The sequence below is a fragment of the Luteibacter sp. HAY1-4A genome, assembly GCF_056755355.1.
Window position 1 is genome coordinate 1 of sequence record NZ_JBNDHZ010000062.1, and the last position, 26,720, is coordinate 26,720.

Below are 26,720 nucleotides of genomic sequence, written 5' to 3' on the forward strand. Positions count from 1 at the left end.
GCCCTGGAGGGATTGGTTTTTCGGTGCTTGCCAGGGCGGTCGCGTCCCGGGATGGGTCGACTTTGATGTTATCGACGTATGCACCACGTAGGAGGTGCAGCATAGCCCTCTGAAATGGGCCTTCGGCATTCCGCAGCAACTCGACGCGAACACGCCGGCGATCGGTCCCGTGCCAAAAGAGTGTCGCATTGGAGAACGTGCTCGTTTCGTCTTTGCCGTATAGCGCGAACATGCTTCGGATGTCCGGTTCGTCGGTCGGTGGCATGACGAGTGAGATCGTCAATCTCTCCCATGGCTGGTTGAAGTGCAATACCACATGCGCCAGCGTCATGTAGTCCGGTGCGGCGAGCACCATGCCCGAAGCAAACTCGTCGTCGTCTTCCGTGGGGCGGATGAGCGCCTCACCGCCCAGCGGGAGTTCCAGCCGGAACTGATCGAGGACCAAGGGGTTGCTCGGAACGATCGTCTGTGGCGCCAGGTGGTCGAAGTTCTCGGTCGCGCTTTGTGTATGCAACTTCATGTCGCGTTCCTCCGTCCTGGGCTGGAATCGATGCTCGCCTCGTGCCGCGAGCATAGACAAAGTGCCGCCGTTGTAGTCGCGAGCATCATGGAGCCGTTCCCCATACCGGGGAACGGCTTTGCCCGCGGCATGCCGGAAAGGCGTGATGTTTGCCGGTTTACCTCTATAAAGGTGCGGGCGCGAGGTCTGCCAGCTCGGCGATGTCTCGGGATGGGTCTACTTCGATGTTATCGACGTATGCACCGCGGAGGAGGTGTAGCACGACCTTTTGAAACGGGCCTTCGGCATTCCGTAGCAACTCGACACGAGCGCGCCGGCGATCGGGTCCGTGCCAAAAGAGGGTCGCATTGGAGAAGGTGCTCGCTTCGTCTTCGCCATATAGCGCGAAAAAGCTTCGGATGTCCGGTTCGTTGGTCGGCGGCATGACGAGGGAAATTGTCAGCCTCTCCCATGGCTGGTTGAAATGCAGTGCGACGTGCGCCAACGTCATGTAGTCCGGCGCTGCGAGCACCATGCCCGAGGCTAGCTCGTCGTCGTCTTCCGTGGGACGGATGAGTGCCTCACCGCCCAGCGGGAGTTCCAGCCGGAACTGATCGAGGACCAAGGGCTTGCTCGGTACGATCGTCTGCTGCGCCAGATGGTCGAAATTTTCCGTCGCGTTTCTTGCGAAGGACGGTGAGTTGGCAAAGAGGGTCAGCGCTGCGATGGCGATGGGTTTCACATTCATTTCTTACTCGCTTCAGGTGGCAGGTCTGCGACGACGCGAGAATGCGTCGCGCAGCCTGCCAACTTATAGAGGCGAGCGTCTACGCGGCGCCTATTCGCCGATCGTCAGCAGCGAGGCGTTGCCGCCCGCGGCAGTGGTGTTGATGGTGAGCGTGCGCTCGCCGGCGAAACGGAGCAGGTAGTGCGGACCGCCGGCCTTCGGGCCGGTGCCCGACAAGCCTTCGCCGCCGAACGGCTGCACGCCGACCACGGCGCCGATCTGGTTGCGGTTGACGTAGCAGTTGCCTACGCGCGCACGGCTCTGGATGAACTCGATGGTGTCGTCGATGCGGCTGTGCACGCCCAGCGTGAGCCCGAAGCCGGTGCCGTTGATCTGGTCGACCACTTTTTCCAGTTCCGAGCCCTTCCAGCGGATCACATGCAGCACCGGACCGAAGATTTCTCGCGTGAGCGTTTCGAGCGAGGGGATTTCGTAGGCGCGCGGCGCGAAGAACGTACCATGTGCGGTACCTTCCGGCAGCGGCACTTCGGCGATCATCGAAGCTTCGCGCTCCATCCGCTCGACGTGCTCGACCAGGATCTTGCGCGCGTCCTCGTCGATCACGGGGCCCACGTCGGTGGAAAGCTGGCCCGGATCGCCGACCTTCAGCTCCGCCATGGCGCCGGCGAGCATGGCGATGACCTTGTCGGCGATGTCTTCCTGCACGAACAGCACGCGCGCGGCGGAGCAGCGCTGGCCGGCGGACTGGAACGCGGACGCGATCACGTCCTTGACGATTTGCTCGGGCAGGGCGGAGGAGTCGGCGATCATCGCGTTCTGGCCACCGGTCTCGGCCACCAGGGCGGCGATGGGGGCGTTGCGCGCGGCAAGGGCTCGGTTGATCGCCCAGGCCGTTTCCGTGGAACCGGTGAAGGCCACGCCGGACACGCGCGGGTCGCGGGTGAGGGCAGCGCCGACGGTGGCGCCGTCGCCCGGCAGGTATTGCAGCACGTCGGTCGGCACACCCGCCGCGTGCAGCAGCTTCACGGCTTCGTAGCCGATCAGCGAGGTCTGTTCCGCCGGCTTGGCGATCACCGAGTTGCCCGCAGCGAGTGCCGCGGCCACCTGGCCCAGGAAGATCGCCAGCGGGAAGTTCCACGGGCTGATGCAGACGAAGACGCCGCGGCCGTTGAGGAACAGCTGGTTGCTTTCGCCGGTGGGGCCGGGAAGCTGCTCCGGCTGGCCGAACAGGCGGCGCGCCATCGTGGCGTAGTAACGCAGGAAGTCGGCGGCCTCGCGGATTTCGGCGATGGCGTCGGGCAGGCTCTTGCCCGCCTCGCGCACGCACAGCGCGATGAACTCGGCGCGATTGTGTTCAAGCTGTTCGGCGGCGTGCTCGAGGATGGCGGCGCGGCTCGCGGCCGGCAGGCGATCCCAGCCCGGCTGTGCCTTCACGGCGGCGGCAAGGGCCTTGTCGACCATGCCGGCGTCGGCGTTTTCCACGGTGCCGACGATGCGGCGACGATCGGACGGATCGGTGACCTCGATCTTCGTACCGGTACCGGCACCGCCGGCGACCAGCGGCACGGCGTTCCACGGACCGCTGTGGCGGTTCACGGCGTCGGCGAGTTCGTTGAGCTCGTTGTCGTTAGCGAAGTTCATGCCCATGGAGTTCTTCCGAAGTTCACCGTAGAGATTGACCGGCAGGGGGATGCGCGGGTGGGGGATGGAGGCGAAGCCGCGCACGATCTCGCAGGGATCCGCCACGAGGTCGCGCACCGGCACGCTCTCGTCCACGACGCGGTTCACGAAGCTCGTGTTCGCGCCGTTCTCGAGCAGGCGGCGCACCAGGTACGGCAGCAGGTCTTCGTGGCTGCCCACCGGGGCGTACACACGGCAGGGGACATTGAGCTTGTCCTTGCCGATCACTTCCGCGTACAGATCGGCACCCATGCCGTGCAGGCGCTGGTTTTCGTACGGGCGGCCCTGCGCGATGTGGTGGATCGCCGCGATGGTGTGGGCGTTGTGCGTGGCGAACTGCGGATAGACCGCGTCCGGGCCGGCGGCGAACAGGCGTCGCGCACAGGCGAGATAGGAAACGTCGGTATTGGGTTTGCGCGTGTACACCGGGTAGCCGGACAGGCCGCCTTCCTGCGCGCGCTTGATCTCGGCGTCCCAGTAAGCACCCTTCACCAGGCGCACGAACCAGCGGCGACCGGTGGCGCGGGCCTTCTCGGTCACCCAGTCGATGACGAACGGCGCGCGCTTCTGGTACGCCTGGATCACGATGCCCAGGCCGTTCCAACCTTCGAGCGACGAATGCTCGAACACGTCGCCGATGATGTCGAGCGAGAGTTCGAGGCGGTCGGCTTCCTCGGCGTCCACCGAGAGCGCGATGCCGTTCTTGAACGCCAGCTGCGAGAGTTCGAGCAGCTTCGCGCCGAGTTCGGCGCGGGCGCGGGCGCGATTGCCCACCTCATAGCGCGGGTGCAGCGCCGAAAGCTTCACCGAGATCGACGGTGCTTCAAGATTGTTCGGGAAGGGGCCGCGGGCCCCGAGCGCGTTGATCGCGTCGCGGTAGTCCTGCTGGTAACGCTCCGCCGTGGCCTGGGTGAGGGCCGACTCGCCGAGCATGTCGTACGAGTAGCGGTAGACCGCGTGTTCCTTCTCGCTGGAGCGGTCCAGCGCTTCCTTGATGGTGCGGCCCATGACGAACTGGTGGCCCATGATCCGCATGGCCTGGCGCACGGCCAGGCGCACCACCGGCTCGCCCGCGCGGCCGACGAGGCGGCGCAGGGCGGAGGTGAAGTCGTGGCGGGTTTCCTCGGCGAGGTTCACCAGGTGCCCGGTGAGCATCAGGCCCCAGGTGGAGGCGTTGACGAACAGGGACTCGCTCTGGCCCAGGTGCTTCTTCCAGTCCGCCTCGCCCAGCTTGTCGCGGATCAGCTTGTCCGCGGTGGCCTTGTCGGGAATGCGCAGGAGCGCCTCGGCCACGCACATCAGCAACACGCCTTCCTCGGAGGAGAGGTCGTACTGGCGCATGAAGGATTCCACCGCGCTCTGGTCCTTGGCCCGCGCGCGGACGCGCGTGACCAGGCCGGCGGCGACGTCGATGACCTTCTCGCGCTCGGTCGGGGGCAGGGTGGCCTGGGCCAGCAGGTCGTTCACGGCTTCGGTTTCGTCGCGCAGCCAGGCGGCCGTGATGCGCGCACGCGCCGGCTCTGCGCCGGTCGGAAGTTCGGGACTGAGGATGGTCGGGTTCACGTGGGCGTGTGGGGAGCAGGGAAGACCGCCCATTGTAGGCGAGCGAGGTCCGTCGTGTGTTATTGCGACCCCTTGGTGCGTGGGCCGCCGATGCGACAACTTGTCCCCGGCATCCCTGGCGCCCTATCATCCCAATGTTCCAGGCACGCCAGGCTCCCATGATCGTGCTTCGACCGACCGCCGCGGGCCAGCCGCGCGTGTTGTGGCTACGGCCCAACCGTGCGCTGGACAAGCGCGGTCTGCGTCGGCTGATCATCGGCCTTGCGGCGATGGCCCTGGCGACGGCGACACTCGGTGCGTGGCAGGGGAACGTGTTCGCTCCCTTCTTCGCCCTGGTGGAGGCCTTCGTCATGGGGTTTGCGCTTGGCGCGGCCTGGCGGGCCGGCGGCAGGGGTGAACGCATCGCGATCGGTCCGGATACGCTTGAGGTGCGTGCCGTGCCGGGACACCGGACGGTCCGCTTCCAGACGTATTGGGTGCGGATCGGGCTGAAACCGGGGGACGGACGACAGCGTCTGTTGCTCACGTCGCACGGCAACGAGCTGGAAATCGGTGCCTTCCTTGGGGAAGAGGAAAGGACCGAGGTGTCAAGGAAACTCATGGTGCTGCTGTCCGAAGTCTCTGGCCAGACGCGCAGGTAGGTTCAACAAAGGTGCAAGACATGACATCTGGCGGCATCGGACGATCTGTATCGGCGTGGGCGGCGGGCGCCTTCGCGCTGTTCGGGGGAGCGGCGTGGGCCAATCCCGAACCGAACCAGCTGAACATGACCAAGGGCGTGGCCGAATGGTCGCCCTATGCCATGCACATGGTGGCCCTCTGGGTCTGTGTCGTGATCGGCATCGTCGTCTTCGGCGCCATGTTCATCGCGATGTTCCGCTTCCGTAAGTCGCGCGGCGCGGTGGCCGAGAAGTGGTCGCACAGCACCAAGCTCGAAGTGTTCTGGACGGTCATTCCCGTCTTCATCCTCATCTTCCTGGCCCACCTGGCCACCGGCGGTCTCACGTCGTTCGCCGACACCACGAATTCCGAGATGACCATCAAGGTCACCGGCTACCAGTGGAAGTGGCGCTACGACTACGTGGACTACAAGGGCAAGGGGGTCGACAAGGTCGGCTTCATGTCGAAGCTGGAGGAAACCTCCAACCGCACCCGGCAGCTGAAGTCCAACCTCGACCCGGCGAAGATCCAGGTCGACGGTTACGCCACGTACCTGCTCGACGTGGACAAGCCGCTGGTCGTGCCCACGGACACCAAGATCCGCTTCGTCATCGTCGGCGGCGACGTCATCCACTCCTGGTGGGTGCCGGCGCTGGGCTGGAAGATGGACGCGATCCCGGGCATCGCCAATGCGGCCTGGACCAAGATCAAGGAGCCCGGTGTCTACCGTGGCCAGTGCGCCGAACTCTGCGGCCAGGACCATGGCTTCATGCCCATCGTGGTGAAGGCCGTGCCCAAGGCCGAGTTCGAGCAGTGGCTGGCCGCGCAGGAAGATGAGGCCAAGTTGCAGAAGGCCGCGCAGACCGCCCAGGCCGCTCCCGCCCCGGCCCCCCAGGGTTAACCGAACGTTTTAGGTAGAGGTAAGGCCATGGCGCACGCAGCCACCCACGACCACCACGATCACCACGGGGCCCCCAAGGGGTTCTTCCAGCGCTGGGTGATGTCCACGAACCACAAGGACATCGGCACGCTGTACCTGATCTTCTCGCTGACGATGTTCTTCATCGGCGGCGCCTTCGCGATGGTTATCCGCGCGGAGTTGTTCAAGCCGGGCATGCAGCTCGTGCAGCCGTATTTCTTCAATGAAATGACGACCATGCACGCACTGGTGATGATCTTCGGCGCGATCATGCCGTCGTTCGTCGGCCTGGCGAACTGGATGATCCCGCTCATGGTCGGCGCGCCGGACATGGCGCTGCCGCGCATGAACAACCTGTCGTTCTGGATCCTTCCGTTCGCCTTCTTCATGCTGCTGTCCACCCTGTTCATGCCGGGCGGCGGTCCCGCCGGCGGCTGGACGATGTACCCGCCGCTGTCGTTGCAGGGCGAATCGGTGGCCTATGTGATCTTCGCCATCCACTTGATGGGCATCAGCTCGATCATGGGCGCGATCAACATCATCGCCACCATCCTCAACATGCGCGCGCCGGGCATGGACCTGCTGAAGATGCCGGTCTTCGTGTGGAGCTGGCTGATCACGGCGTTCCTGCTGATCGCGGTGATGCCGGTGCTCGCCGGCGCGGTCACCATGCTGCTGACCGACAAGTACTTCGGCACCAACTTCTTCAATGCCGCCGGCGGCGGCGACCCGGTGCTGTTCCAGCACATCTTCTGGTTCTTCGGGCATCCCGAGGTCTACATCATGATCCTGCCGGCATTTGGGATCATCTCGGAAATCATCCCCACCTTCGCCCGCAAGCCGATCTTCGGCTACCGCGCGATGGTGTTCGCCATCGCTTCCATCGCCTTCCTGTCGTTCATCGTCTGGGCGCACCACATGTTCGCCGTGGGCCTGCCGATGGGCGCGGAAATCTTCTTCATGTACGCCACGATGCTGATCGCCGTGCCGACGGGCGTGAAGGTGTTCAACTGGGTGTCCACGATGTGGGGCGGCTCGATGACCTTCGAGACGCCGATGCTGTTCTCGATCGCCTTCGTGATCCTCTTCACCATCGGCGGCTTCTCAGGCCTCATGCTCGCGCTGGCCCCGGCCGACTTCCAGTACCACGACACGTATTTCGTGGTGGCGCACTTCCACTACGTGCTGGTTACCGGCGCCGCGTTCTCGATCATGGCCGCGGCGTACTACTGGCTGCCCAAGTGGTCCGGCAACATGTACAGCGAGACCTGGGGCAAGATCCACTTCTGGTCCAGCGTCATCTCGGTGAACGTGCTGTTCTTCCCGCAGCACTTCCTCGGCCTCGCCGGCATGCCTCGCCGCATTCCGGACTACAACGTGGCCTTCGCCAACTTCAACATGGTCAGCTCCATCGGCGGCTTCTGGTTCGGCGCCTCGCAGCTCATCTTCCTCGGCGTGATCATCCACTGCGTGTACTTCTCGAAGAAGAAGGCCGCCGATCGCTCGTGGGAAGGTGCCAAGGGACTGGAATGGACCGTGCCATCGCCGGCGCCCTTCCACACCTTCGACGTGCCGCCGGTCATCCACGACGACGAGCTCGCGCACGGCAATACGGAGCACTGAGCGATGCAGGGCACGACCGACGCCGGATCCGAGGCGCGCCGCAAGCGCGCCCGCCGTACCGCCCTCCTGGCGGGCGGCTTCGCGGTGGCGGTGTTCGTGCTCTCGATCGTGCAGATGCTGAAGGTCTGACCGGCTAAAACAGATATCCACGGGAAACCACCATGGGTCACCAGCAACAAGACGTCTATTTCGTACCGAGCAAGAGCCACTGGCCCATCGTGGCCGCGATCTCCATGTTCGTCACCGTGTACGGTGCCGCGCACTGGCTGAACGCGCAGCCGGGCCAGGGCGGCATCGGCAAGCCGCTCTTCTGGGTCGGCGTCGTCATGATCCTCGGCATGTTCTTCGGCTGGTTCCGCTCGGTGATCAACGAGTCGATGGCCGGCAACTACAACGGCCAGGTGGACCGCTCGTTCCGCATGGGCATGATGTGGTTCATCTTTTCCGAGGTGATGTTCTTCGGCGCCTTTTTCGGGGCGCTGTTCTACTCCCGCATCTTCTCGGTGCCGTGGCTGGGCGGTGAAGGCCACGGTGTGCTCACCCACCAGTTCATCTGGCAGGGCTACGAAGCCGCGTGGGGCGCCAGCGGTGGCGGCGGCCCGGAGAAGATCGGCGGTGCGTTCCAGACGATCGGCGCCTGGGGTCTTCCGCTACTCAACACGCTGATCCTGCTGTCCTCGGGCGTGACCATCACCATCGCGCACCACGCGTTGAAGGCGGGCCACCGCAAGGCGCTGCTTATCGGTCTAGGCGCCACGGTGCTCCTGGGCTGCCTGTTCCTCTGGTTCCAGGCGCACGAATACGCGGAAGCGTACGAGCACTTCAACCTGACCCTGGGCAGCGGCGTGTACGGCGCCACCTTCTTCATGCTCACCGGCTTCCACGGCATGCACGTGACGCTGGGTACCATCATGCTGGCGATCATCTGGGTCCGCTGCGCGAAGGGCCACTTCACGAAGGACGACCACTTTGGCTTCGAAGCCGTGGCGTGGTACTGGCACTTCGTCGACGTGGTCTGGCTGGCGCTGTTCCTCTTCGTCTACGTGCTCTGATCCGAAGAAACCCGCCGCGAGGCGGGTTTCTTTTTGGAGGGCTCACGCCCAATCCCAACCGCCGTTCGCAGCCATCGCTTCATCCAGTGCATCCTTGCCGCTGTTCACGAAGCAGCGAATGAACCGTTTGGGCAGGCCGTCCTTGCCCTTCGCGCCGCCCATGCCCTGATCGCGATGCGAAAAGATCCACAGCTCCACGTTCCCGTATTCCGTCGGGATCTGCCTGGGAATCGTATACAGGCACGCATTGTCCGCAGAGTCGCAAGGCATGAGCGTGCAGTCGATTTCGATATGGTCGATGGTCGCTGTGCGGGCACTCTTGTCCTTGAGCTTCTGCAGCGTCAGCGGATTGCGCTGCGCCCAGAATTGCCGGTCCGGGTGATAGCTCGGATTCGATCCCAGCCCCGTGCCTTCCGTCGGATCGTTGATCCTGATTGTCGATCCGTTGGACATGATGGCGTGGGCAACGTATTGCACGCTGGTACTTCCGGCGCCGAAGTCGCTCGTGGCTTGCTGGATGGTAGGGTTCGTTCTGCTGTACATGTGACACCTCCTCGATGGAGGCCCCAGGCTAGGCTGCCATGGGCAGGAGACGGCATCGGTCAATTCCGGACTTCCGTGATGCGGAAGCCTGATCTCACACTTCTAGTGTGGCCCGTTATTCCCTTCGTCGATGTGCTCCGATCTTTCGATGCACTACGTAAGAATGAGCTGACAGCCGATGCGGTAATACGCCGGTTGCGAGCGTAAGCGTGCCAGTGTGACTCTTGTCGGCAGGGGCCGGTCGCGCCTCTCGCTCCTTCGTCGTGGAAACGGATGTTTCAAAACCGACGCGGAGTGTTACCTACAGGAGCATTTGCATGTCCAAGCCAAGATGGCTAGTACCCATGATCGCCGTCGCCTGCTTCTCTTCGACCGTTGTGGAGGCATCGCCCGCATCGGACGCTGGCCAGGAGGGGCTGCTCCCCTCTACGGGCGACAAGAAATATCGTGCCGTCGGTCGATTCAAGGGGGATCTGGTATGTACGGGTACGCTCGTCGCAGGGTCGACGACACCTTCCCCGAGAGCCGCAGCCCTCGTCCTCACCGCAGGGCATTGCGTGAACAAAAGTTTCGGCGCGAATGAGATCACCGTCGACAAAGCGGTGGAGAAGGCGTGGACCTATACGCCAGCCTATTTCCGCGATACGCAGTCCGCGCATCGCGAGTTCGCCGTCGATCGCGTGCTCTACGCAACGATGAAAGGTGTCGACCTGGCAGTTGTCCAGCTCAAGGCCACCTATGGCGATCTCGCGCGGTTGGACGTGCATCCCTTGACGGTGGCGTCTCCGCAACGCCTCGAAGGAATGCCTGTCGAACTGGTGCACGCCCCCGTGTTCGAAGTGCCCGACGATGAGACATTCCTTCGCCTGTCGCGATGCATTGCCGAGGAGGACGCGCGTATCTTTGAGGGGGATAGCCCCTGGTTCTGGACCTCGACGACGGCAACGCGCTGCGCTGACGTGGCTGGCGGCAGTTCAGGCGGCCCCGTCTTGGCAGATGGTACAGGGAGCGTGCTGGGTGTCATGGGTACGCGGGTCGACCCGGGACTTCTGGGCTGCGGTGCTAATCGCCCTTGCGAGCCCGCCGATGGCACGCCTTTCAGTCGTGAGGGTGCGAACTACTTCCATTCCGCCGCGGCGCTGGCGTCCGCACTGGGTACCGGCGGCCGATGGGACGATATCGATCTTGACGCTGGGAACGGTGTGGCACTTGAACGCACGGGATCCTGGGTCACGCAGAGCCAGGTGGAAGAGGAAGGCCAGTTGGTTCCTGCACATTGGGGCGTGCGTGTGAGCGACGCGACTCGCTGGATCCGCTACAAGACAGGACCGGCCGTCACGCTCGACTGCGACCGGATCGAAGGCTACGGCGAAGCGATCGAGGCGGTTCTCCATCCGCTGGACCGATTGACCGTACCGGCTCGCGAGGGCGTACACGCGCTTTGCGTCATCGGCAGGATGGACGAAGCGGCGGCGTGGCAGCGCACCCGCGATGCTACGCGGCTACTTCATCAAATCGACGATACGCCCCCCACGGTCACACCTTGGATCGTGGTCTACGACGAGGCGGAAACATACTGGCAGGTCTTTGGCGCGAGTCGACCGTATGAAGCGGAAGGCCTCAAGATCAAGTACGGTCCGCGCGATTTCACCGACTGCCAGGCCGACGACGGATACTTCGCACCCCGTCGCCAATGGGAAAACCTGTCGAAGGCAGCCGCACCCTGGCGCTTTTGCGCGCGCGGTGAGGACGGCGCAAAAAATCGTTCGCCTGCGGTGTCGCGTGATTTCGAGTAGGCAGGAACTAAGGTAGACAGATGTCCTCCTCAGGAACCCGCGAAGAAAAAAAAAGCCCCGAGAGCCAGGGGAGCTCTCGGGGCCCGGTGGACGACCGGACCCAGGGGAAGATCGGGCCGTCCGCAGGGTGACTCCAGGGAGGTGGAGTCCACCGATGGGACGCCGTTGCGTGCGTCCGTATGTATTGACGTCCGATGGGGGCCAAAGTTGCAACCCCGGCTGAAAAAAGTCAGCTTTCGTTCATCGGCGAATTTGGCTAAACGGAAATCTTACGTTTGGACGGCCAATCAGTGCGCTTCGTCCCAGTTTGCGCCGACGCCGATGTCGACCTGGAGGGGCACGCTGAGTGTGGCGGCGCCCGCCATGCGCTGCTCGATGCCGGCCCGGACCTCGTCCACGGCATCCGCGCGCACCTCGAAGACCAGTTCGTCGTGCACCTGCATGAGCAGGCGCACGTCGTCGCGCGGCTCGATCCAGGCGGCCACGGCGATCATGGCGCGCTTGATGATGTCGGCGGCGGTGCCCTGCATGGGGGCGTTGATGGCCGCGCGCTCGGCACCGGCGCGGAACGCCTGGTTCCGCGACTTGAGGTTTTCCAGGTAGAGACGCCGCCCGAAGAGGGTCTGGACATAGCCGTCGCGATGGGCCTGCTCGCGCGTGGCGTCCATGAACGCGCGAACGCCGGGATAGCGGGAGAAATAGCGGCCCATGTAGTCGGACGCTTCGCCCCGGTCGACGCCCAGCTGGCGGGCCAGGCCGAATGAGCTCATGCCGTACATCAGTCCGAAGTTGATGGCCTTGGCGGCACGGCGCTGATTCGCCGTGACCTCCGCCGCCGGTACGCCGAACACCTCGGCGGCCGTCGCGCGATGCACGTCGCCGCCTTCCTGGAAGGCCCGGACGAGGCCTTCGTCCTTGGAGAGGTGGGCCATGATGCGCAGTTCGATCTGCGAATAGTCCGCCGCGAGGACACGCCAGCCCTCCGGCGCGATGAAGGCCTGGCGAATGCGCCGGCCTTCCTCGGTGCGCACGGGAATGTTCTGCAGGTTCGGGTCCGAGGAACTGATGCGACCCGTGGCGACGGCGCCCTGGTGGTAGCTGGTGTGCACGCGGCCGGTGCGCGGATTGACGATGCCCGCGAGCTTGTCGGTGTACGTGGAGCGCAGCTTCGCCAGTCCACGGTATTCCAGGATCAGGCGCGGCAGCTCGTGCATGTCGGCGATGGCTTCCAGTGCTTCCTCATTGGTCGAGGGCTGGCCCTTCGGTGTCTTGATCTTGGCGGCCAGGCCCAGCTCGTCGAACAGCACGGCCTGGAGCTGCTTCGGCGAGTCCATGTTGAATTCATGGCCGGCCGACGCGTACGCCTGTTGCTGCAGTTCCACCATGCGCTTGCCGAGCTGCTGGCTTTGCAGGCGCAGTACGTTGGCGTCGATGAGCACGCCGGTGCGTTCCATCTTCGCCAGCACCGGCACGAGCGGAATCTCGATATCGGCGTACACCGCGCGCAGCGACGGCTCGGCCTCGAGCTGCGGCCACAGCGCGTGGTGCAGGCGCAGGGTGATGTCCGCATCCTCGGCGGCATAGCGGCAAGCGGCATCGCAGTCCACCTGCGAGAACGGTATCTGTTTCGCACCCTTGCCGGCCACGTCTTCGTACTTCACCGTGGTGTAGCCCAGGTAGCGGGACGCCAGGGAGTCCATGTCGTGCCGCGTCGCCGTGGCGTTCAGCACGTAGGATTCGAGCATGGTGTCGTGCGCCAGGCCGCGCAGGGCGATGCCGTAGTGCGACAGGATGTTGATGTCGTATTTGCCGTGCTGGCCGACCTTCGGCCGCGCCGGATCTTCGAAGATCGGCTTCAACGCGCCGAGCACATGCTCCGGCGACAACTGGGTCGGGGCGCCCGGAAAGTCGTGCGCGAGCGGCACGTAGGCTGCCTTGCCCGGCTCGACCGCGAGCGACAGGCCCACGATATCGGCCTGCATCGCGTCGATGTTCGTGGTTTCCGTATCGAAGGCGATCAGCGGCGCCGTCTCGAGTTTCTCTAGCCATGCCGCGAAGCGGTCTTCGGTCACGATCAGCTCGTACTCCCCTTCGCCCGCAAGCCCGGGTGTGACGACCGACGCCGCGGGTGCCGGTGCGGCCGCTGCTGGGGCGGGCGCGGCGGCGGAAGCGTCGACCGCGTCCAGGTCCTTCAGCGCGGCCTTGAAGTCGTAGCGCATGTAAAGCTCGCGCAAGGCGTCGACGTCGCGCTCGCGCATGTGCAGGTCGGTCGGGCCCAGATCGAGCGGCACGTCGACGCGGATCGTGACGAGTTCGCGGGACAGGGGCAGGCGCGGGATCGCCGCGCGCAGGTTCTCGCCGATCTTGCCGCCGATCTTGTCGGCGTTCGCGAGCAGCGCATCGAGGTTGCCGTATTCGCCCAGCCACTTCGCGGCTGTCTTGGGGCCGCATTTCTCGACGCCGGGCACGTTGTCGATGCTGTCGCCCATGAGGGTGAGGTAGTCGACGATCTGCTCCGGCCGCACGCCGAACTTCTCGACGACGCCGTCGATGTCCATGGTGGTGTTGCTCATGGTGTTGATCAGCACGATGTGCGCGCCGACCAGCTGGGCGAAGTCCTTGTCGCCCGTGGAGATGATGGTGTCGATGCCCTGGTCGGCCGCCTGGCGGGCGAGGGTGCCGATCACGTCGTCGGCCTCCACCCCCGGTACGCAGAGGATGGGAAAGCCGAGCGCGCCGACGATCTTCATCATCGGATCGATCTGCGCGCGCAGGTCGTCGGGCATCGAGGGGCGATTGGCCTTGTACTGCGGGTAAAGGTCGTCGCGGAAGGTCCTTCCGGGCGCATCGCAGACGAAGGCCACGTAGTCCGACCCGGCCTTCATCGTCGTGCGCAGCATGTTGACGATGCCGAACAGCGCGCCCGTCGGTTCGCCGAAGGTGTTGGTCAGGGGAGGCAGCGCATGGAAAGCGCGGTACAGGTACGAAGACCCGTCGATGAGGGTGAGCGTAGGCATCCCTGGATTCTCTCACGGTCGCGCGCGAACCGTTCGTTCACGTGGCCGCAGGTATGGGAGTTGCTATCCTCGTGGCTCCCCAAGGAGACCCTCCATGAACCGCTCGCATGCCCTCGCCGCCGCGCTCGCGCTGATACTGGCCCTACCTGTCGCCGCACAGGACGCCACGTCGTTCAAGCCGGCCCCGCCGCCGCCGGGCCTGAACGATCCGGGCGTGAAGGCGGGCGAGCCCGACCGCTCGGGGCAGAAGCCGATCGAGCGCCCGGTTCCCTACGACCAGGCCCAGAGCGGGAAGACCACGCCTGCCACGTCGGACGCCAATCCAGGCCAAGCCGGATCGCCCGTGGCCCTGCCGTCCATGAAGGACGACGGGAGTGTCGATGCGCAGGGTAATCCGCCGCCCAAGCTGAGCAGGTCGTACGACCGGGAAGGCAATCACGTCGACGAATTCACCATGGGTGGAAAGCCTTACATGATCGTGGTCACGCCGAAGAACGGCGTGCCGCAAACCTATATGCTCGACCGCGCCGGCAAGCCCATCCACGATCCGAAGGACGGCCCGGTCAGCCCCGTTCTTTACAAGGTGTACGAATGGGGCGCGGCGCCGAAGCCGGCCGGTTCCGACTGAGCTTCCGCTTACGCGTCCAATTCCGGGTAATGCCTGAAGATGCCGTTCGTGTTGAACGGCACGCGCCTTTCGGAGGCGAGATAGGCCGCCACATTGGGCCTGTCGGCCACCCGCTTCGCCAGGTCGCGCAGCAGCGGCAGCTTCTGTTTCTTCATCGCCTTCGGGAATGCATATTCCAGTCCCGCCATGACCTGGAACAGCGACAGGTCGACGTAGGAATGGCTGCGTAGCGGAAACTTTCCGCCGCCGCGTTCCACCGCCTTCTCGAAGTAATGAAGGAACTTCGGGATGCGCGATTCACGGAAGTCCTTCGCGCGCCGCTTCGCTTCCTCGCGCTGGTCCTCGTAGTAGAGGCCGCTGCCCACCGGATGATGCACGTCGTGCGCCTCGGCGACGAGATCGGTGATCGTGAGTTCCAGCTGGTGGGCGTAAAGACGTGCGGATTCACTGTCCGGCACCAGCCCGTGCCGTGGGCCGAGGTAGTGCAGGATGTTGGCCACCTGGGCGATCACGAGCCGTCCGGATACGAGGAATGGCGGCGCGAAGGGCATGGCGCCCGGCTGCTCGCCTTCCAGGAAGGCGTTCATGACGTCGTCGCCCTCGATACGGGCTACATCGGTGTAGTCGGCGCCGGCGTCCTCGAGGCAAAGACGAACGAACTCGCCCCGGCCCTGCAGGCCCGTCCAGTAGTACAAGCGGTAGCTCATCGCGCGCTTTCTCCTGCCTTTTAGCCCTGAGCGTGCCACCGCCCTGCTCAAGCAAAAGTGAGGGAGCGTTTACTTCCGGGCGCGGAAGGGTTGCAATGCATGCTTTCCCCGAACGTCCCGCCGCATGCGCCGCTTCCTACCCGACGGCTTCACCCTTTCCCTTGTCTTGACGGTGCTGTTGGCCAGCCTGCTGCCCTGCCGCGGCACGGTGGCCGATGTCTTCGAGATTGCCACCGACCTCGCCATCGCGCTGCTGTTCTTCCTGCACGGCGCCAAGCTGCCGCGCGAAGCGGTGGTGGCGGGAACGAAGAACTGGCGCCTGCACGCGACGGTACTCGCCAGCACCTTCGTCCTGTTCCCCGTGTTGGGACTCGTGCTGCGACCGGTGCTCGCACCGCTGGTCACGCCTGACCTCTACCTTGGCGTGCTGTTCCTCTGCACCTTGCCGTCCACGGTGCAATCGTCCATCGCCTTCACCTCGATCGCCCGCGGCAACGTTCCCGCCGCGGTGGTGGCAGCGTCGGCGTCCAGCTTGCTCGGCATCTTCATCTCGCCGTTGCTGGTTGGCCTGCTGATCGCCGGCACGGGCCATGGCGAGATGTCGTGGCATTCGGTGGGCGCGATCGTCGTGCAGCTCTTCATTCCGTTCGCCGCGGGACAGATCGCGCAGCGTTGGATCGGCGGCTGGGTACGCGCGCACGCCACCCTGCTCGGCTTCGTCGACCGCGGCTCGATCCTGCTGGTGGTCTATACCGCCTTCAGCGCCGCCGTGTTGCAGGGGCTCTGGCACCGCCTGCCGCCGCCCGTGCTCGCCGGGCTGGTCGTCGTGAACGTGGTGCTGCTGGCCTGCGCGCTCCTGGTGACGCGGTATGGCTCGCGCGCGCTGGGATTCTCGCGCGAAGACGAGATCACCATCGTGTTCTGCGGTTCGAAGAAGAGCCTCGCCGCCGGCGTGCCGATCGCGAAGGTTCTGTTCGCGGGCCACCCGCTGGGCATGATCGTGCTGCCCATCATGCTGTTCCACCAGATCCAGCTGATGGTATGCGCGGTGCTGGCCCGGCGTTACGCGGCGAGATAAGTCGCGTCACCTTGTGGGAGCCGGCTACGCCGGCGATCCCGCGGCAGCGGGCCAGCTTGCCGCGAGCATCCGGCCCCACACAAGGCAGCTCAATGCCGGAAGTGGCGCACGCCCGTGAACACCATGGCCATGTCGTGTTCGTCGGCCGCGGCGATCACTTCGTTGTCGCGCATCGAGCCGCCGGGCTGGATCACCGCGCGGATGCCCGCCGCGGCAGCGGCGTCGATGCCGTCGCGGAACGGGAAGAAGGCGTCCGAAGCCATGGCGCTGCCGGGCACGGCGAGGCCGGCTTCCTCGGCCTTCAACCCGGCGATCTTCGCGCTGACGACGCGGCTCATCTGTCCGGCCCCGATGCCGATGGTGCGGTTGTCCTTCGCGTAGACGATGGCGTTGGACTTGACCATCTTCGCGACCCGCCAGGCGAACAGCAGGTCGTCGAGTTCCGCGGGCGTCGGCTGCCGCTTGCTGACCACCTTGAGTTCTTCGCGGCGCACCTGCCGGTGGTCGGCGGTCTGCACGAGCAGGCCCGAACCGACGCGCTTCACATCGTGCGTGTTGCGCCCGTCGCCCATGGGGATCTCCAGGACGCGCACGTTGGCCTTCTTCGCGGCCTCCGCCACGGCGCCTTCGGCGACCCGTGGCGCGATCAGCACTTCCACGAACTGTCGCTTCAGGATCGTTCGTGCCGTTGCCGCATCCAGCGGACGGTTGAACGCGATGATGCCGCCGAACGCCGAGGTGGGATCGGTGGCGTACGCGAGTTCATAGGCGGCCAGCGGATCGGCGGCCACGGCGACGCCGCACGGGTTCGCGTGCTTCACGATGACGCAGGCCGGCGCGTCGAACTGGCGCACGCATTCCCACGCGGCGTCGGCGTCGGCGATGTTGTTGAACGAGAGTTCCTTGCCCTGCAACTGGCGGAACGTGGCCAGCGTGCCGGGCGCCGGGTACAGGTCGCGGTAGAAGGCGCCGGCCTGGTGCGGGTTCTCGCCGTAGCGCAAGTCCATGACCTTCACGAAGCGGCCGTTGGACTGCGCGGGGAATTCAGCGCGGCCGGCGATCGCCGTATGCGTCTCGTCGAGACTGAGGCCGGACAGGTAGTCGCTGATGGCGCCGTCATAATCGGACACGCGGTTGAACGCCGCGACCGCAAGACGGAACCGCGTGGCGCGCCCCAGGCCGCCCTGGGTCTCGATTTCCGCCAGTGCGTCTTCGTACTGCGCTGGATCGGTCAGCACGCCAACGTCGTTCCAGTTCTTCGCCGCGGCGCGGAGCATCGCCGGACCGCCGATGTCGATGTTCTCTATGGCGTCGTCCAACGTGCACGCCGGATCGGCCACGGTGCGCTCGAACGGATACAGGTTCAGCACAAGCAGGTCGATGGGCACGATGCCGTGTTCGGCCATCACCGCGTCGTCGGTGCCACGGCGGCCGAGCAGGCCCCCGTGCACCCGCGGGTGCAGCGTCTTCACGCGGCCCGCCATGATCTCCGGGAAGCCGGTGAGGTCGCCCACGTCGCGGACGGGAACGCCGGCCTCGCGCAACGCCTTGGCCGAGCCGCCGGTGGAGAGGATTTCAACGTTCGCGGCGGCAAGGCGCCGGCCGAGTTCGGTCAGGCCCTGCTTGTCGGAAACGCTGACGAGCGCGCGGCGGACGGGGACGAGATCGGGCGTGGGCATGGGCAATCCGGGGAGGAAAGCGCGCCATTATAGCCGCCCCGCCGGGCGGCGGCCGGATCAGGAGATGCCGTGGGCCGCCAGCTTCTTGCGCAGGGTGGCGCGATTGATGCCGAGCGCCGCTGCGGCACGGCTCTGATTGCCTTCGTGGAAGGCGAGCACTTCGCGGAGCAGGGGACCTTCGACCTCGCGGATGACGAGAGCATGCAGGCCTTCGCCGCAGTCCGTGTCGCCGATGTCGGCCAGGTAACGACGTACCGTACGGCTGACGCATTCGCTGAGGGCGCTCTGCATGGAGGTTTCGTTGGCAGCCTCGGCAGCAGTCAGTCTCACAGCGTTCAAGGCATTCCCCTCTCGCAGGCCGGGGCACATGCTCCGGTCGGTTCTTGTCGTATCGTCACTTGGGTGGCGGCTCGTACACGCCTCGTCGGGGCGGTTGGAAGTCGCGAAGGGGACCGAGTGTACTCGCCCCGGACGACGAAGTGCAGGCTTGCAAAAAGAAAATTTTTCGAACGGTTCAGTCGAAGCTGAAGGCGAAGGCGACGGCCTTCTGGCCCGGGTCTTGCACCTCGAACACCATCGCCGTGGTCGCGCCTCCGGCCAGCCCCCGCGCACGCGCGGCGGCGTCGCCCACGTAGTCTTCGGGCTGGAAGCGACGCATGGCAAGACGCTGCCCGTTCGCGTCCGAAAGCACGATCGTCACGACGGGATACGGCTGTGCGAACGCCGCATCGTTACGCACGCTGGCGGTGATGAGCAGCCCGTCGTTTACGGACGGATGTTTTTCCACATCGCGGGCGAGGAGGCGCAGGCGGTCGGGAGCGGACACCAGGGGAAGGTCGCATCCCACGAACGCGCAACCGGTTTCGATCAGGGGGCCTACCGTCGGATCGGCGATGAGCACGTCGCGCTTCGCCCAGGCCAGCTGCAAGCCGAGGCCGAGCACGAGCACCGTGCACACGGCGACCCACGCCGCGGTGTGCCACGACCGCCGCCGCGGCTTAGCGAAGCGAGGGGTGAAGGTCAGCTGCGAAAAGTATTCGCCGGCGTCTTCCGCAAGGTCCGGTTCCTCGACGGAGGCCTCCGTCTCGGGCAGCGCGGCGACCGGCGGCGCGACCGGGCGCGGACGGAACACCGCCACGTCGGCGAGCGGCGGCTCCTGGTCCAGCGCATGCTCCGCGAGCCGGCTGAACGGCTCGGGCGGCAGGTGCGCGGCGAGGGTGCCCAGCGCGTTGAACACCGCACCACAGTGGCCACAGCGCAGGCACCCGCAAGCGGGAACCAGCAGTTCCGCTTCCAGCTTGTAGACCGTGAGGCAATCGGGGCACTGCGTATACATCCGTGGATTCTAACGACCGGGCGGCGCCCGTGCGCGCCCGGTAGAATCGTGGGCCCGCCCCCGCACTGGCCCCACGATGCCCTGGCTCGAACTTTCCCTCACGATCCGCGCCGCCGAGCAGCCGCGAGTCGAAGCCGCGCTCGAGGATCTCGGCGCACTGTCGATCACCTTGCAGGACGCCGATGCCGAGACACCCGACGAAGAAGCCATCTTCGAGCCGGGGGTGGGCGAGATCCCGTTGTGGAACCAGATCGTGCTGAACGCGCTGTTCGATGCCGAAGCGGACAAGCGCGGCCTCACCGCGGCCATTGCCGACGACCTGCCCTTCATCGAGCCCGCGCAGATCGGCTGGCGCATGGTCGACGACCAGGACTGGGAGCGCGCATGGATGGACCAGTTCAAGCCGATGCCGTTCGGGCGCCGGCTGTGGGTGTATCCGTGGAACATCGAGCCGCCCGTCGAGGGCGACATCATCGTGGTGCGCCTCGATCCCGGCCTGGCCTTCGGCACGGGCACGCATCCCACCACCGCCATGTGCCTGGAATGGCTCGACGGTCAGCAACTCGCCGGCAAGCACGTGCTCGACTATGGCTGCGGTTCGGGCATCCTCGCCATCGCGGCGCTGAAACTGGGCGCCACCCGCGCCGTCGGCATCGACAACGACCCGCAGGCCTTGCTCGCATCCCGCGACAACGCAGAACGCAACGGCGTGCATGGCAATCTGGACGTCTATCTGCCGGGCGAAGCGCCGAAGGCTCTTGCCGACGTGCTGGTTGCGAACATTCTCGCCGGTCCGCTCGGTGAACTCGCGCCCACGTTCGCCGCGGCGGTGAAACCGGGCGCGCCGTTCGCACTGTCCGGCATCCTGCACGGCCAGCACGAGGAACTTCTCGCTCGCTATGCGGAATGGTTCGACGGCCTCGAAGTGCGCACGCTGGAAGACTGGGTGCGTATCAGCGGCTATCGCAAACAGGGCTGAAACATTCGTTTGGTTCAAAAAAAGATCCCGCCAATCGGCGGGATCTTTTTTGGCGAAGCCCATCCACGATCACACCGGCGGAGGCGTTTCCTTCTGCTCGGCCATGCGCTTTTCCAGGTAGTGGATGTTCTGTCCACCCTGCTGGAAACCGACGTCGGCCATGATCCGCTGCTGCAGCGGAATATTGCACTTCACACCCTCGATCACCGTCTCGGCCAGGGCCATGCGCATGCGCGCGATGGCGGTGGCGCGGTCGGGACCGTGCACGATGATCTTGCCGATCATCGAGTCGTAGTTCGGCGGAATGCGGTAGCCGTCGTACAGGTGCGTGTCCACGCGCACGCCGGGGCCGCCCGGTGCCTCGAAACGCTTCACGGTGCCGGGGCTCGGCATGAAGGTGTCCGGGTCCTCGGCGTTCACGCGGCACTCGATGGCGTGGCCCGTCAGCACGATGTCTTCCTGGCGAAGCGACAGCTTGTGTCCGCTGGCGATCATCAGCTGTTCGCGTACCAGGTCGACGCCGGTCACCAGCTCCGTCACCGGATGCTCCACCTGGATGCGGGTGTTCATCTCGATGAAGTAGAAGCGGCCGTTCTCGAACAGGAACTCGAACGTGCCCGCGCCGCGATAGCCGATGCGGATGCAGGCGTCGACGCAGACCTTGCCGATCTGCTCGCGCAGTTCCGGCGTGATGCCCGGTGCCGGCGCTTCTTCCACCACCTTCTGGTGGCGGCGCTGCATGGAGCAGTCGCGTTCGCCGAGGTGGATGGCGTTGCCCTGGCCGTCGGCGAGCACCTGGATCTCCACGTGGCGCGGATTCTCCAGGAATTTCTCCATGTAGACCTGATCGTTGCTGAAAGCGGCCTTCGCTTCCTGCTTGGTCATGACGATGGAGTTGGCGAGGTGGGCCTCGGTGCGCACCACGCGCATGCCGCGGCCGCCGCCGCCACCCGCCGCCTTGATGATCACGGGGTAGCCGATCTCGCGCGCGATGCGGATGTTCTCGTCCACGTCATCGCCGAGCGGGCCGCCGGAACCGGGCACGCACGGCACGCCGGCGGCCTTCATGGCGCGGATGGCTTCGACCTTGTCGCCCATCAGGCGGATCACGTCGGCCGTGGGTCCGATGAACACGAAGCCGGACTTCTCCACCTGTTCGGCGAAGTTGGCGTTCTCCGAAAGGAAGCCGTATCCCGGGTGGATGGCGCCCGCGTCGGTGATTTCCGCGGCGGCGATGATCGCGGGAATGTTGAGGTAGCTTTCGGCCGAGGGTCCCGGACCGATGCACACCGATTCGTCGGCCAGGCCGACGTGCTTGAGGTTGCGATCGACGGTGGAGTGCACCGCGACCGTCTTGATGCCGAGCGCGTGGCACGCGCGCAGCACCCGCAGCGCGATCTCGCCGCGATTGGCTATGACGACCTTCTCGAGCATGCGTCGTGGCCTCAGGCGATGACGAACATCGGTTCGTCGAATTCCACCGGCTGGCCGTTCTCGACCAGGATGGCGACGACGGTGCCGGACACGTCGGCCTCGATCTGGTTGAACATCTTCATGGCCTCGATGATGCCCAGCGTCTCGCCGGCCTTGACCTGCTGGCCGACGGTGGCGAACGCCGGAGCGCCCGGCGTCGACGCGGCATAGAAGGTGCCGACCATCGGGGCCTTCACCACGTGGCCCGGCGGCAGGCCGGGTTCCGCGGCGGGGGCGGCCGGCGCGGCGACCGGTGCGGCTGCGACAGGTGCCGGCGCGGCGATCATCTGCGGCGCGGCCATGGCGACGCCGCCCTTGGGCACGCGCGACAGGCGGACCACTTCCTCGCCTTCCTTGATTTCCAGTTCGGCGAGGTTGGATTCCTCGAGCAGGTCGATGAGCTTCTTGATCTTGCGCAGGTCCATGGGACAAACCTTCTGGTGGTTGGGCGGGCGCGCGAGGCGCGCCACGAAAGAATTCAGGCCGCCGGGACGGCGAGGCGGAGCAGCACGGCTTCCAGTGCCAGGCGATAGCTGTCGCCGCCGAAACCGCAGATCGTGCCGGCCGCGATGTCCGACAGATAGGAGTGATGCCGGAACGGCTCGCGGGCGTGTGGATTCGACAGGTGGATCTCGATGAACGGGATGGCCACGCCGGTCAGGGCGTCGCGCAGCGCAATGGACGTATGCGTGAAAGCCGCCGGATTGATAAGGATCCAGGCCGTACCCTCATCGCGCGCCTGGTGGATGCGCCCGACCAGCTCGTGCTCCGCGTTCGACTGGAACCAGCCGAGGTCGTGCCCGGCGGCCTGCGCACGCGTCTGCAGCGACGTGTTGATGTCGGCGAGAGTCTCGCGGCCGTAGACCGAGGGTTCGCGCACTCCGAGGAGATTGAGGTTGGGTCCGTGCAGGACAAGGATCCTGGCCACTGTTCACCTTGATTCGCGGTTTCCGGCTCCCCCGGTTCGCGGCGCAGTGTGCGCTTGTCGCCGCAAGTTGTCCAGTTCGGTGGAGTTCGACGCAGTTCGCTGGAGATCGAGACTTTCCAAACGCTGGCGTATGGTTTTCGGTAGGCCCCCCGGAATCTTCAACCTCGTGGGAGCCGGCTGTGCCGGCGATCCCGCGGCAGCGGCGAGCTTGCCGCGAGCACCCATCGCCGCTGAAGCGGCTCCCACACAAAGCCGTCAGGGGTCGGCGAACAGCTTCCGCCACCCTTCGTGCCCTAGCTTCTCCAGGGTTTCCATGTTGGTCTCGAAGATCGCCGACGCATCCGGGAAAGCCGCCACGGCACGGTCGATGCTCGCCTCACGTAGCAGATGCAGTGTGGGGAACGGTGAGCGGTTGGTGTAGTTCGTGATGTCGTCGGGGGCCGTGCCCTCGAACTGGAAGTCGGGGTGGAAGCTGGCGACCTGGATCTCCCCGTCCAGCTGCAGGTCGGTGACCGCGGCGTCCGCCACCTCGAGGAATTCGTTGAAGTCGATGAAATCGCCGAGCACGAACGGGTGGATCAGGAGGGTGGTGTCCACCGCCTCCGGGTCGGTATCGCGCAGGAATTCGAGCTCGCGCACGAGGTCGGCATGCAGTTGCAGGGGCTGGCTCGCGTCGCTGACGACATAGCGCACCTGGCCCTTCCGCTGCACGGCCTTGGCGAACGGGCAGAGGTTGAGCCCGATCACGGCGCGCTCGAGCCAGAGGCGCGTGGCCTCGATCGCATCGTCGTGCGAGGGCGGGGTGGTGTCGTTCATCGGTCCTGGCCCAGCCATTCGTCGAGCTCCGCCTGGGTGAAAGTGCCGAGCTTGCGCCGCAGGATTCGTCCGTCGGTGCCGATGAGCACGCTATAAGGCAGCACGCGGCGGGTATTGCCGAACGAAAGCGAGCCGCCCGGCGCGTCGGTGTCCGCAAGCAGCACGGGGTAGCTCACCGGCCGTGCGGCGAGGAAGCCGCGCACGGACGCCGCGGTGTCTTCCGCGACGCCGACGATGGCCACGTTCCGATCGCGGTAGCGCGTGGCGTTCTCGCTCAGCAGGGGCATCTCGCGCCGGCACGGCGCGCACCAGCTGGCCCAGAAGTTCACCAGCACACGCTTGCCGCGCCAGTCCGAAAGCTGGCGCGGCTTGCCCTCGACCGTGAGGAAGGTGGCCTCGGGCGGGAAGTCTCCGACATCGGCCACCGTGAGGCCCTGCGGCGGCGGCGGATGGAGTCGCCGGTGCTCGAGGTAGAGCCCCGTTGCGGCGGCTGCGACCGCCAATGCCACGATCCAGAAGGTCGGGCCGCGGGTCATGGATGGGCGGCTGCCTCGAGTGCCTTCTCGACGGTATCGTAGGTGAGCACCGTGGACAGCTTCGTGCCCTCGCCGCCGCCCTTCGGATACACCACGTAAAGCGGCACGCCCACCGAGTGGTACTGCTCGAGGAAGGCGGCGATGGTCGCGTTGACGTCGGTCCAGTCACCCTTCATGTACACGGTGCCGGTGCGCTTCAGGAGGGCGCGGAAGGCGTCGGTATCGAGCACGGCATGCTCGTTGGCCTTGCAGGTGATGCACCAGTCGGCCGTCATGTCGACCAGAACCGGCGTACCGGCGGCGCGCAGCTCGGCCAGCTTGTCGGGCGAGTAGGGCACCGACCCATCCGCTGCCACGGTGACGGTCTGCGGCGCGGGAAGGCCATGCACCGTCCACAGGGCTGCGGCGGCGCCGATGGCGAGCACGCCGGTGAACACCCACGACAGCGCCCGTCCGCCGCGGCTGCGGCCATACCACCACAGGGCCATGGCCAGCAGCACGCCACCTGCCAGCACGAGGGCCGCAGCGTCCGCGCCACGCTGCTTCGTCAGTACCCACAGCAGCCAGACGGCCGTGAGGTACATCGGGAACGCGAGCGCCTGTTTCAGCGTCTCCATCCAGCGGCCAGGGCGCGGCAGCATCCGCGCCACGGCCGGCACGAAACCGATGACCAGGAAGGGCAGCGCGAGGCCCAGTCCGAGGGCGAGGAAGATCAGGAAGGCGATGGCCAGCGGCGCGGCGAAGGCGAAGGCGATGGCCGACCCCATGAACGGCGCCGTGCAGGGGCTGGCGACCACCACGGCCAGCACGCCGGTGAAGAAGTCTCCGGAAGGGCCCGAACGCGAGGCGAGTCCGCTGCCCACGTTGCCGAGCGAGCCACCGATCTCGAACACGCCGGACATCGAAAGGCCCACGGCAAGCATCACGTAGACAAGCAGTCCGATGGCCAGAGGCTGCTGGAACTGCGCGCCCCACTGGACGCCGTGCCCAGCGGCACGAATGCCGACGATGATCAGCCCAAGGACGGCAAAGGCGGCGAGCACGCCGGCCGTGTACCAGAGTGCATGACGGCGGGCGGCCACATGGCTCTCGCCGCTTTCCAATACGGTGACCGCCTTCAGCGAGAGGACCGGCAGCACGCAGGGCATGAGGTTCAACACGAGGCCGCCGAGGAGCGCGAGGCCGATCGCGGCGATGAACCCGATGGGCGCTTCGTCGCCAGGTGCCATGCCCGGAGGGGGCGGTGTCGGGGCGACCTCGGCGGGGGCCGCGGCCTGCTGCGGTTCCTCCGTGGCGCCACCGACGGAAGCCGTGCCGGCCTTCAGGTCGACGTTCACGCGCCGCTTCATCACCGGGTAGCAGATGCCGTTCTCGAGGCAGCCCTGGGACGACACGTCGATCGCGACCGACGTAGCCTGCGCGGCGCCTTCCAGCGGCACGGGCAGCTCTACCTGGTCGAAGTAGACGATGGTGTCGCCGAAGTGCTCGTCGTGGTGCGCGGTCCCGCTGGGCCACTCCGGCTCGCCGGCGCTCACGCCGGCCGGGGAGGCCACCGCGATCTGCGTCTTGTCGCGATACAGGTAGTAATTCTTCGGCATCGTCCAGCGCAGCAGGAGGTTGCCGTGATCTTTCACCAGCGCCTCGAAGCGAAAGGCTTGCTCGGCCGGCAGGGGCTGTGCGTCGGTGCCTTGGGCGGCCGGCGCGGGGGCGCCGAGCAATGCCGCGGCGTTCGCGGCCGGGGTGACCGTTGCCACGGCGGGTATGGTCGACGGAGCGCCGATGGCCAGCGTCAGGTGCTCGGTGTTGGGCGGGTAGCAGATCTTGGGCTCCACTTCGTGGCAGCCCTGGTACTGGACGTTGAGGGCCAGCGTCTTCGTGGCCGCGTCGGCGAGCGTGTAGGGGACCGTCGCCTCGATGTCGCCGTGGTAGATCTCGACGTCGCCCAGGTATTCGTCGTGCTCCTTCAGGCCGGCGGGAAGGCTCGGCTCGCCGAGCTTCAGCGCCGCGGGGTCGGCCGCGGCGATCTTGATCCGCCCACGGTAGAGGTAATAGTCCGGGGCGATGCGCCAATGGAGCTTCACCGTGCCCGGGTGGCTGGCGTCCGTCGTGAGGTGGAAGGCCTGGGTGACAGGCAGCAGTTCCTGCTCGTCCTGGGCGAGGGCCGGAAGGGCGGCGAACAGGCCGAGGCCGGCGGCTAGCACCAGCGCGCGGCGGACAACAGACATCATGTCGACTCCATGGATCGATGCGGCGACGACACCGCGACAACGTCGGTCATTATGACCGGGCAATACCGGATTGGCTTGCACAGGGGACCCTCTGATTAATTATCACCGCCACCATGACGTCAGGAAGGGCCGCCAAGGTGGCTGCGTCGCGCCGGCAAGGGTGGTTCCCATGCCAAGCGGCGAGGGTGCCATGGCGGCTGTGTCTTAAACACATCATACGCTTCCGACCATC

General features: G+C 65.9%; 24 protein-coding genes. 9 read left to right on the forward strand and 15 right to left on the reverse strand.

Features of this window, described 5'->3' with window-relative positions:
* The 3 genes from ACPYOD_RS17120 to putA form a co-directional block, all read right to left on the reverse strand.
* Nucleotides 1-520: hypothetical protein (locus ACPYOD_RS17120; protein WP_481302916.1), on the reverse strand; the 520-nt coding region annotated here is incomplete at its 3' end.
* Between the two features lie 163 nt (nucleotides 521-683).
* Entirely contained in the window at nucleotides 684-1,247 is a 564-nt protein-coding gene (locus ACPYOD_RS17125) for a hypothetical protein (RefSeq protein WP_481302917.1), read from the reverse strand.
* 90 nt (nucleotides 1,248-1,337) lie between these two features.
* On the reverse strand, nucleotides 1,338-4,523 hold the full coding sequence (gene putA, locus ACPYOD_RS17130) for a bifunctional proline dehydrogenase/L-glutamate gamma-semialdehyde dehydrogenase PutA (protein ID WP_481302918.1): 3,186 nt from the start codon (nucleotides 4,521-4,523) through the stop codon (nucleotides 1,338-1,340).
* 125 nt (nucleotides 4,524-4,648) lie between these two features.
* On the opposite strand from putA, the gene ACPYOD_RS17135 reads away from it, so the two are divergent.
* The 5 genes from ACPYOD_RS17135 to ACPYOD_RS17155 are packed head-to-tail and all read left to right on the forward strand — an operon-like array spanning nucleotide 4,649 to nucleotide 8,744.
* A complete protein-coding gene (locus ACPYOD_RS17135) occupies nucleotides 4,649-5,131 on the forward strand; it encodes a DUF2244 domain-containing protein (protein WP_481302919.1) in 483 nt (160 codons plus the stop codon).
* A 20-nt stretch (nucleotides 5,132-5,151) separates the two neighbouring features.
* Nucleotides 5,152-6,051: a cytochrome c oxidase subunit II gene (gene coxB, locus ACPYOD_RS17140; RefSeq protein WP_481302920.1), complete on the forward strand. Its 900-nt coding sequence runs from the start codon at nucleotides 5,152-5,154 to the stop codon at nucleotides 6,049-6,051.
* 27 nt (nucleotides 6,052-6,078) lie between these two features.
* Nucleotides 6,079-7,692, forward strand: a complete 1,614-nt coding sequence (gene ctaD, locus ACPYOD_RS17145) for a cytochrome c oxidase subunit I (protein ID WP_481302921.1) — start codon at nucleotides 6,079-6,081, stop codon at nucleotides 7,690-7,692.
* Nucleotides 7,693-7,695: 3 nt separating this feature from the next.
* Nucleotides 7,696-7,821, forward strand: a complete 126-nt coding sequence (locus ACPYOD_RS17150) for a hypothetical protein (RefSeq protein WP_481302922.1) — start codon at nucleotides 7,696-7,698, stop codon at nucleotides 7,819-7,821.
* A 32-nt stretch (nucleotides 7,822-7,853) separates the two neighbouring features.
* Complete coding sequence (locus tag ACPYOD_RS17155; protein ID WP_481302923.1) at nucleotides 7,854-8,744, forward strand: cytochrome c oxidase subunit 3; 891 nt, start codon at nucleotides 7,854-7,856, stop codon at nucleotides 8,742-8,744.
* 42 nt (nucleotides 8,745-8,786) lie between these two features.
* Here the strand turns inward: ACPYOD_RS17155 and ACPYOD_RS17160 are convergent, their stop codons facing one another.
* On the reverse strand, nucleotides 8,787-9,287 hold the full coding sequence (locus tag ACPYOD_RS17160) for a hypothetical protein (protein WP_481302924.1): 501 nt from the start codon (nucleotides 9,285-9,287) through the stop codon (nucleotides 8,787-8,789).
* Between the two features lie 344 nt (nucleotides 9,288-9,631).
* On the opposite strand from ACPYOD_RS17160, the gene ACPYOD_RS17165 reads away from it, so the two are divergent.
* Nucleotides 9,632-11,083 carry a trypsin-like serine peptidase gene (locus tag ACPYOD_RS17165; protein WP_481302925.1) on the forward strand — a complete coding sequence of 484 codons (1,452 nt, stop codon included), beginning with the start codon at nucleotides 9,632-9,634 and terminating at the stop codon, nucleotides 11,081-11,083.
* A gap of 287 nt (nucleotides 11,084-11,370) precedes the next feature.
* Here ACPYOD_RS17165 and polA read toward each other — a convergent pair whose 3' ends face one another.
* A complete protein-coding gene (gene polA, locus ACPYOD_RS17170) occupies nucleotides 11,371-14,100 on the reverse strand; it encodes a DNA polymerase I (RefSeq protein WP_481302926.1) in 2,730 nt (909 codons plus the stop codon).
* A gap of 94 nt (nucleotides 14,101-14,194) precedes the next feature.
* On the opposite strand from polA, the gene ACPYOD_RS17175 reads away from it, so the two are divergent.
* Nucleotides 14,195-14,728, forward strand: coding sequence for a DUF2782 domain-containing protein (locus ACPYOD_RS17175; protein ID WP_481302927.1), 534 nt, complete (start codon nucleotides 14,195-14,197; stop codon nucleotides 14,726-14,728).
* Nucleotides 14,729-14,736: 8 nt separating this feature from the next.
* Here ACPYOD_RS17175 and ACPYOD_RS17180 read toward each other — a convergent pair whose 3' ends face one another.
* A complete protein-coding gene (locus tag ACPYOD_RS17180; protein WP_481302928.1) occupies nucleotides 14,737-15,435 on the reverse strand; it encodes a glutathione S-transferase in 699 nt (232 codons plus the stop codon).
* A gap of 124 nt (nucleotides 15,436-15,559) precedes the next feature.
* On the opposite strand from ACPYOD_RS17180, the gene ACPYOD_RS17185 reads away from it, so the two are divergent.
* The gene (locus ACPYOD_RS17185) at nucleotides 15,560-16,513 is read left to right on the forward strand and encodes a bile acid:sodium symporter family protein (protein WP_481302929.1); all 954 of its coding nucleotides are present in this window, start codon (nucleotides 15,560-15,562) and stop codon (nucleotides 16,511-16,513) included.
* A gap of 89 nt (nucleotides 16,514-16,602) precedes the next feature.
* Here the strand turns inward: ACPYOD_RS17185 and purH are convergent, their stop codons facing one another.
* The 3 genes from purH to ACPYOD_RS17200 all read right to left on the reverse strand — a co-directional run bounded on the left by purH (nucleotide 16,603) and on the right by ACPYOD_RS17200 (nucleotide 19,528).
* Nucleotides 16,603-18,192, reverse strand: coding sequence for a bifunctional phosphoribosylaminoimidazolecarboxamide formyltransferase/IMP cyclohydrolase (gene purH, locus ACPYOD_RS17190; protein ID WP_481302930.1), 1,590 nt, complete (start codon nucleotides 18,190-18,192; stop codon nucleotides 16,603-16,605).
* 57 nt (nucleotides 18,193-18,249) lie between these two features.
* Nucleotides 18,250-18,483: a helix-turn-helix domain-containing protein gene (locus ACPYOD_RS17195; protein ID WP_481302931.1), complete on the reverse strand. Its 234-nt coding sequence runs from the start codon at nucleotides 18,481-18,483 to the stop codon at nucleotides 18,250-18,252.
* Between the two features lie 223 nt (nucleotides 18,484-18,706).
* Entirely contained in the window at nucleotides 18,707-19,528 is an 822-nt protein-coding gene (locus ACPYOD_RS17200; protein ID WP_481302932.1) for a zinc-ribbon and DUF3426 domain-containing protein, read from the reverse strand.
* A gap of 76 nt (nucleotides 19,529-19,604) precedes the next feature.
* Between ACPYOD_RS17200 and prmA the strand changes: the two genes are divergently transcribed.
* Nucleotides 19,605-20,507: a 50S ribosomal protein L11 methyltransferase gene (gene prmA, locus ACPYOD_RS17205; protein WP_481302933.1), complete on the forward strand. Its 903-nt coding sequence runs from the start codon at nucleotides 19,605-19,607 to the stop codon at nucleotides 20,505-20,507.
* A 69-nt stretch (nucleotides 20,508-20,576) separates the two neighbouring features.
* Here prmA and accC read toward each other — a convergent pair whose 3' ends face one another.
* The 6 genes from accC to ACPYOD_RS17235 form a co-directional block, all read right to left on the reverse strand.
* The gene (gene accC, locus ACPYOD_RS17210; protein WP_481302934.1) at nucleotides 20,577-21,941 is read right to left on the reverse strand and encodes an acetyl-CoA carboxylase biotin carboxylase subunit; all 1,365 of its coding nucleotides are present in this window, start codon (nucleotides 21,939-21,941) and stop codon (nucleotides 20,577-20,579) included.
* Between the two features lie 11 nt (nucleotides 21,942-21,952).
* Nucleotides 21,953-22,405 (reverse strand): acetyl-CoA carboxylase biotin carboxyl carrier protein, encoded by a 453-nt coding sequence (gene accB, locus ACPYOD_RS17215; protein ID WP_481302935.1) that lies wholly within the window; start codon nucleotides 22,403-22,405, stop codon nucleotides 21,953-21,955.
* Between the two features lie 53 nt (nucleotides 22,406-22,458).
* A complete protein-coding gene (gene aroQ, locus ACPYOD_RS17220) occupies nucleotides 22,459-22,908 on the reverse strand; it encodes a type II 3-dehydroquinate dehydratase (protein ID WP_481302936.1) in 450 nt (149 codons plus the stop codon).
* A 255-nt stretch (nucleotides 22,909-23,163) separates the two neighbouring features.
* Nucleotides 23,164-23,724: a DUF1415 domain-containing protein gene (locus tag ACPYOD_RS17225; protein WP_481302937.1), complete on the reverse strand. Its 561-nt coding sequence runs from the start codon at nucleotides 23,722-23,724 to the stop codon at nucleotides 23,164-23,166.
* The gene (locus ACPYOD_RS17230) at nucleotides 23,721-24,260 is read right to left on the reverse strand and encodes a TlpA family protein disulfide reductase (RefSeq protein WP_481302938.1); all 540 of its coding nucleotides are present in this window, start codon (nucleotides 24,258-24,260) and stop codon (nucleotides 23,721-23,723) included. Before ACPYOD_RS17230 ends, ACPYOD_RS17225 begins: the two co-directional genes overlap by 4 nt.
* Nucleotides 24,257-26,485, reverse strand: coding sequence for a protein-disulfide reductase DsbD family protein (locus ACPYOD_RS17235; protein ID WP_481302939.1), 2,229 nt, complete (start codon nucleotides 26,483-26,485; stop codon nucleotides 24,257-24,259). The genes ACPYOD_RS17230 and ACPYOD_RS17235 overlap by 4 nt, the downstream gene beginning before the upstream one ends.
* Between the last annotated feature and the right edge of the window lie 235 nt (nucleotides 26,486-26,720).

Bases quoted from the DNA above. Each gene is read 5' to 3' on its own strand.
- putA (WP_481302918.1), bottom strand. From the start codon at position 4,523: ATGGGCGGTCTTCCCTGCTCCCCACACGCCCACGTGAACCCGACCATC.
- ACPYOD_RS17135 (WP_481302919.1), top strand. From the start codon at position 4,649: ATGATCGTGCTTCGACCGACCGCCGCGGGCCAGCCGCGCGTGTTGTGG.
- purH (WP_481302930.1), bottom strand. From the start codon at position 18,192: ATGCCCACGCCCGATCTCGTCCCCGTCCGCCGCGCGCTCGTCAGCGTT.
- coxB (WP_481302920.1), top strand. From the start codon at position 5,152: ATGACATCTGGCGGCATCGGACGATCTGTATCGGCGTGGGCGGCGGGC.
- ACPYOD_RS17200 (WP_481302932.1), bottom strand. From the start codon at position 19,528: ATGTATACGCAGTGCCCCGATTGCCTCACGGTCTACAAGCTGGAAGCG.
- ACPYOD_RS17150 (WP_481302922.1), top strand. From the start codon at position 7,696: ATGCAGGGCACGACCGACGCCGGATCCGAGGCGCGCCGCAAGCGCGCC.
- polA (WP_481302926.1), bottom strand. From the start codon at position 14,100: ATGCCTACGCTCACCCTCATCGACGGGTCTTCGTACCTGTACCGCGCT.
- accB (WP_481302935.1), bottom strand. From the start codon at position 22,405: ATGGACCTGCGCAAGATCAAGAAGCTCATCGACCTGCTCGAGGAATCC.
- ACPYOD_RS17225 (WP_481302937.1), bottom strand. From the start codon at position 23,724: ATGAACGACACCACCCCGCCCTCGCACGACGATGCGATCGAGGCCACG.
- ACPYOD_RS17160 (WP_481302924.1), bottom strand. From the start codon at position 9,287: ATGTACAGCAGAACGAACCCTACCATCCAGCAAGCCACGAGCGACTTC.
- ACPYOD_RS17165 (WP_481302925.1), top strand. From the start codon at position 9,632: ATGATCGCCGTCGCCTGCTTCTCTTCGACCGTTGTGGAGGCATCGCCC.
- ACPYOD_RS17195 (WP_481302931.1), bottom strand. From the start codon at position 18,483: ATGCAGAGCGCCCTCAGCGAATGCGTCAGCCGTACGGTACGTCGTTAC.
- ACPYOD_RS17175 (WP_481302927.1), top strand. From the start codon at position 14,195: ATGAACCGCTCGCATGCCCTCGCCGCCGCGCTCGCGCTGATACTGGCC.
- ACPYOD_RS17155 (WP_481302923.1), top strand. From the start codon at position 7,854: ATGGGTCACCAGCAACAAGACGTCTATTTCGTACCGAGCAAGAGCCAC.
- accC (WP_481302934.1), bottom strand. From the start codon at position 21,941: ATGCTCGAGAAGGTCGTCATAGCCAATCGCGGCGAGATCGCGCTGCGG.
- ACPYOD_RS17180 (WP_481302928.1), bottom strand. From the start codon at position 15,435: ATGAGCTACCGCTTGTACTACTGGACGGGCCTGCAGGGCCGGGGCGAG.
- prmA (WP_481302933.1), top strand. From the start codon at position 19,605: ATGCCCTGGCTCGAACTTTCCCTCACGATCCGCGCCGCCGAGCAGCCG.
- ACPYOD_RS17125 (WP_481302917.1), bottom strand. From the start codon at position 1,247: ATGAATGTGAAACCCATCGCCATCGCAGCGCTGACCCTCTTTGCCAAC.
- ACPYOD_RS17185 (WP_481302929.1), top strand. From the start codon at position 15,560: ATGCGCCGCTTCCTACCCGACGGCTTCACCCTTTCCCTTGTCTTGACG.
- ACPYOD_RS17230 (WP_481302938.1), bottom strand. From the start codon at position 24,260: ATGACCCGCGGCCCGACCTTCTGGATCGTGGCATTGGCGGTCGCAGCC.
- ACPYOD_RS17235 (WP_481302939.1), bottom strand. From the start codon at position 26,485: ATGTCTGTTGTCCGCCGCGCGCTGGTGCTAGCCGCCGGCCTCGGCCTG.
- ctaD (WP_481302921.1), top strand. From the start codon at position 6,079: ATGGCGCACGCAGCCACCCACGACCACCACGATCACCACGGGGCCCCC.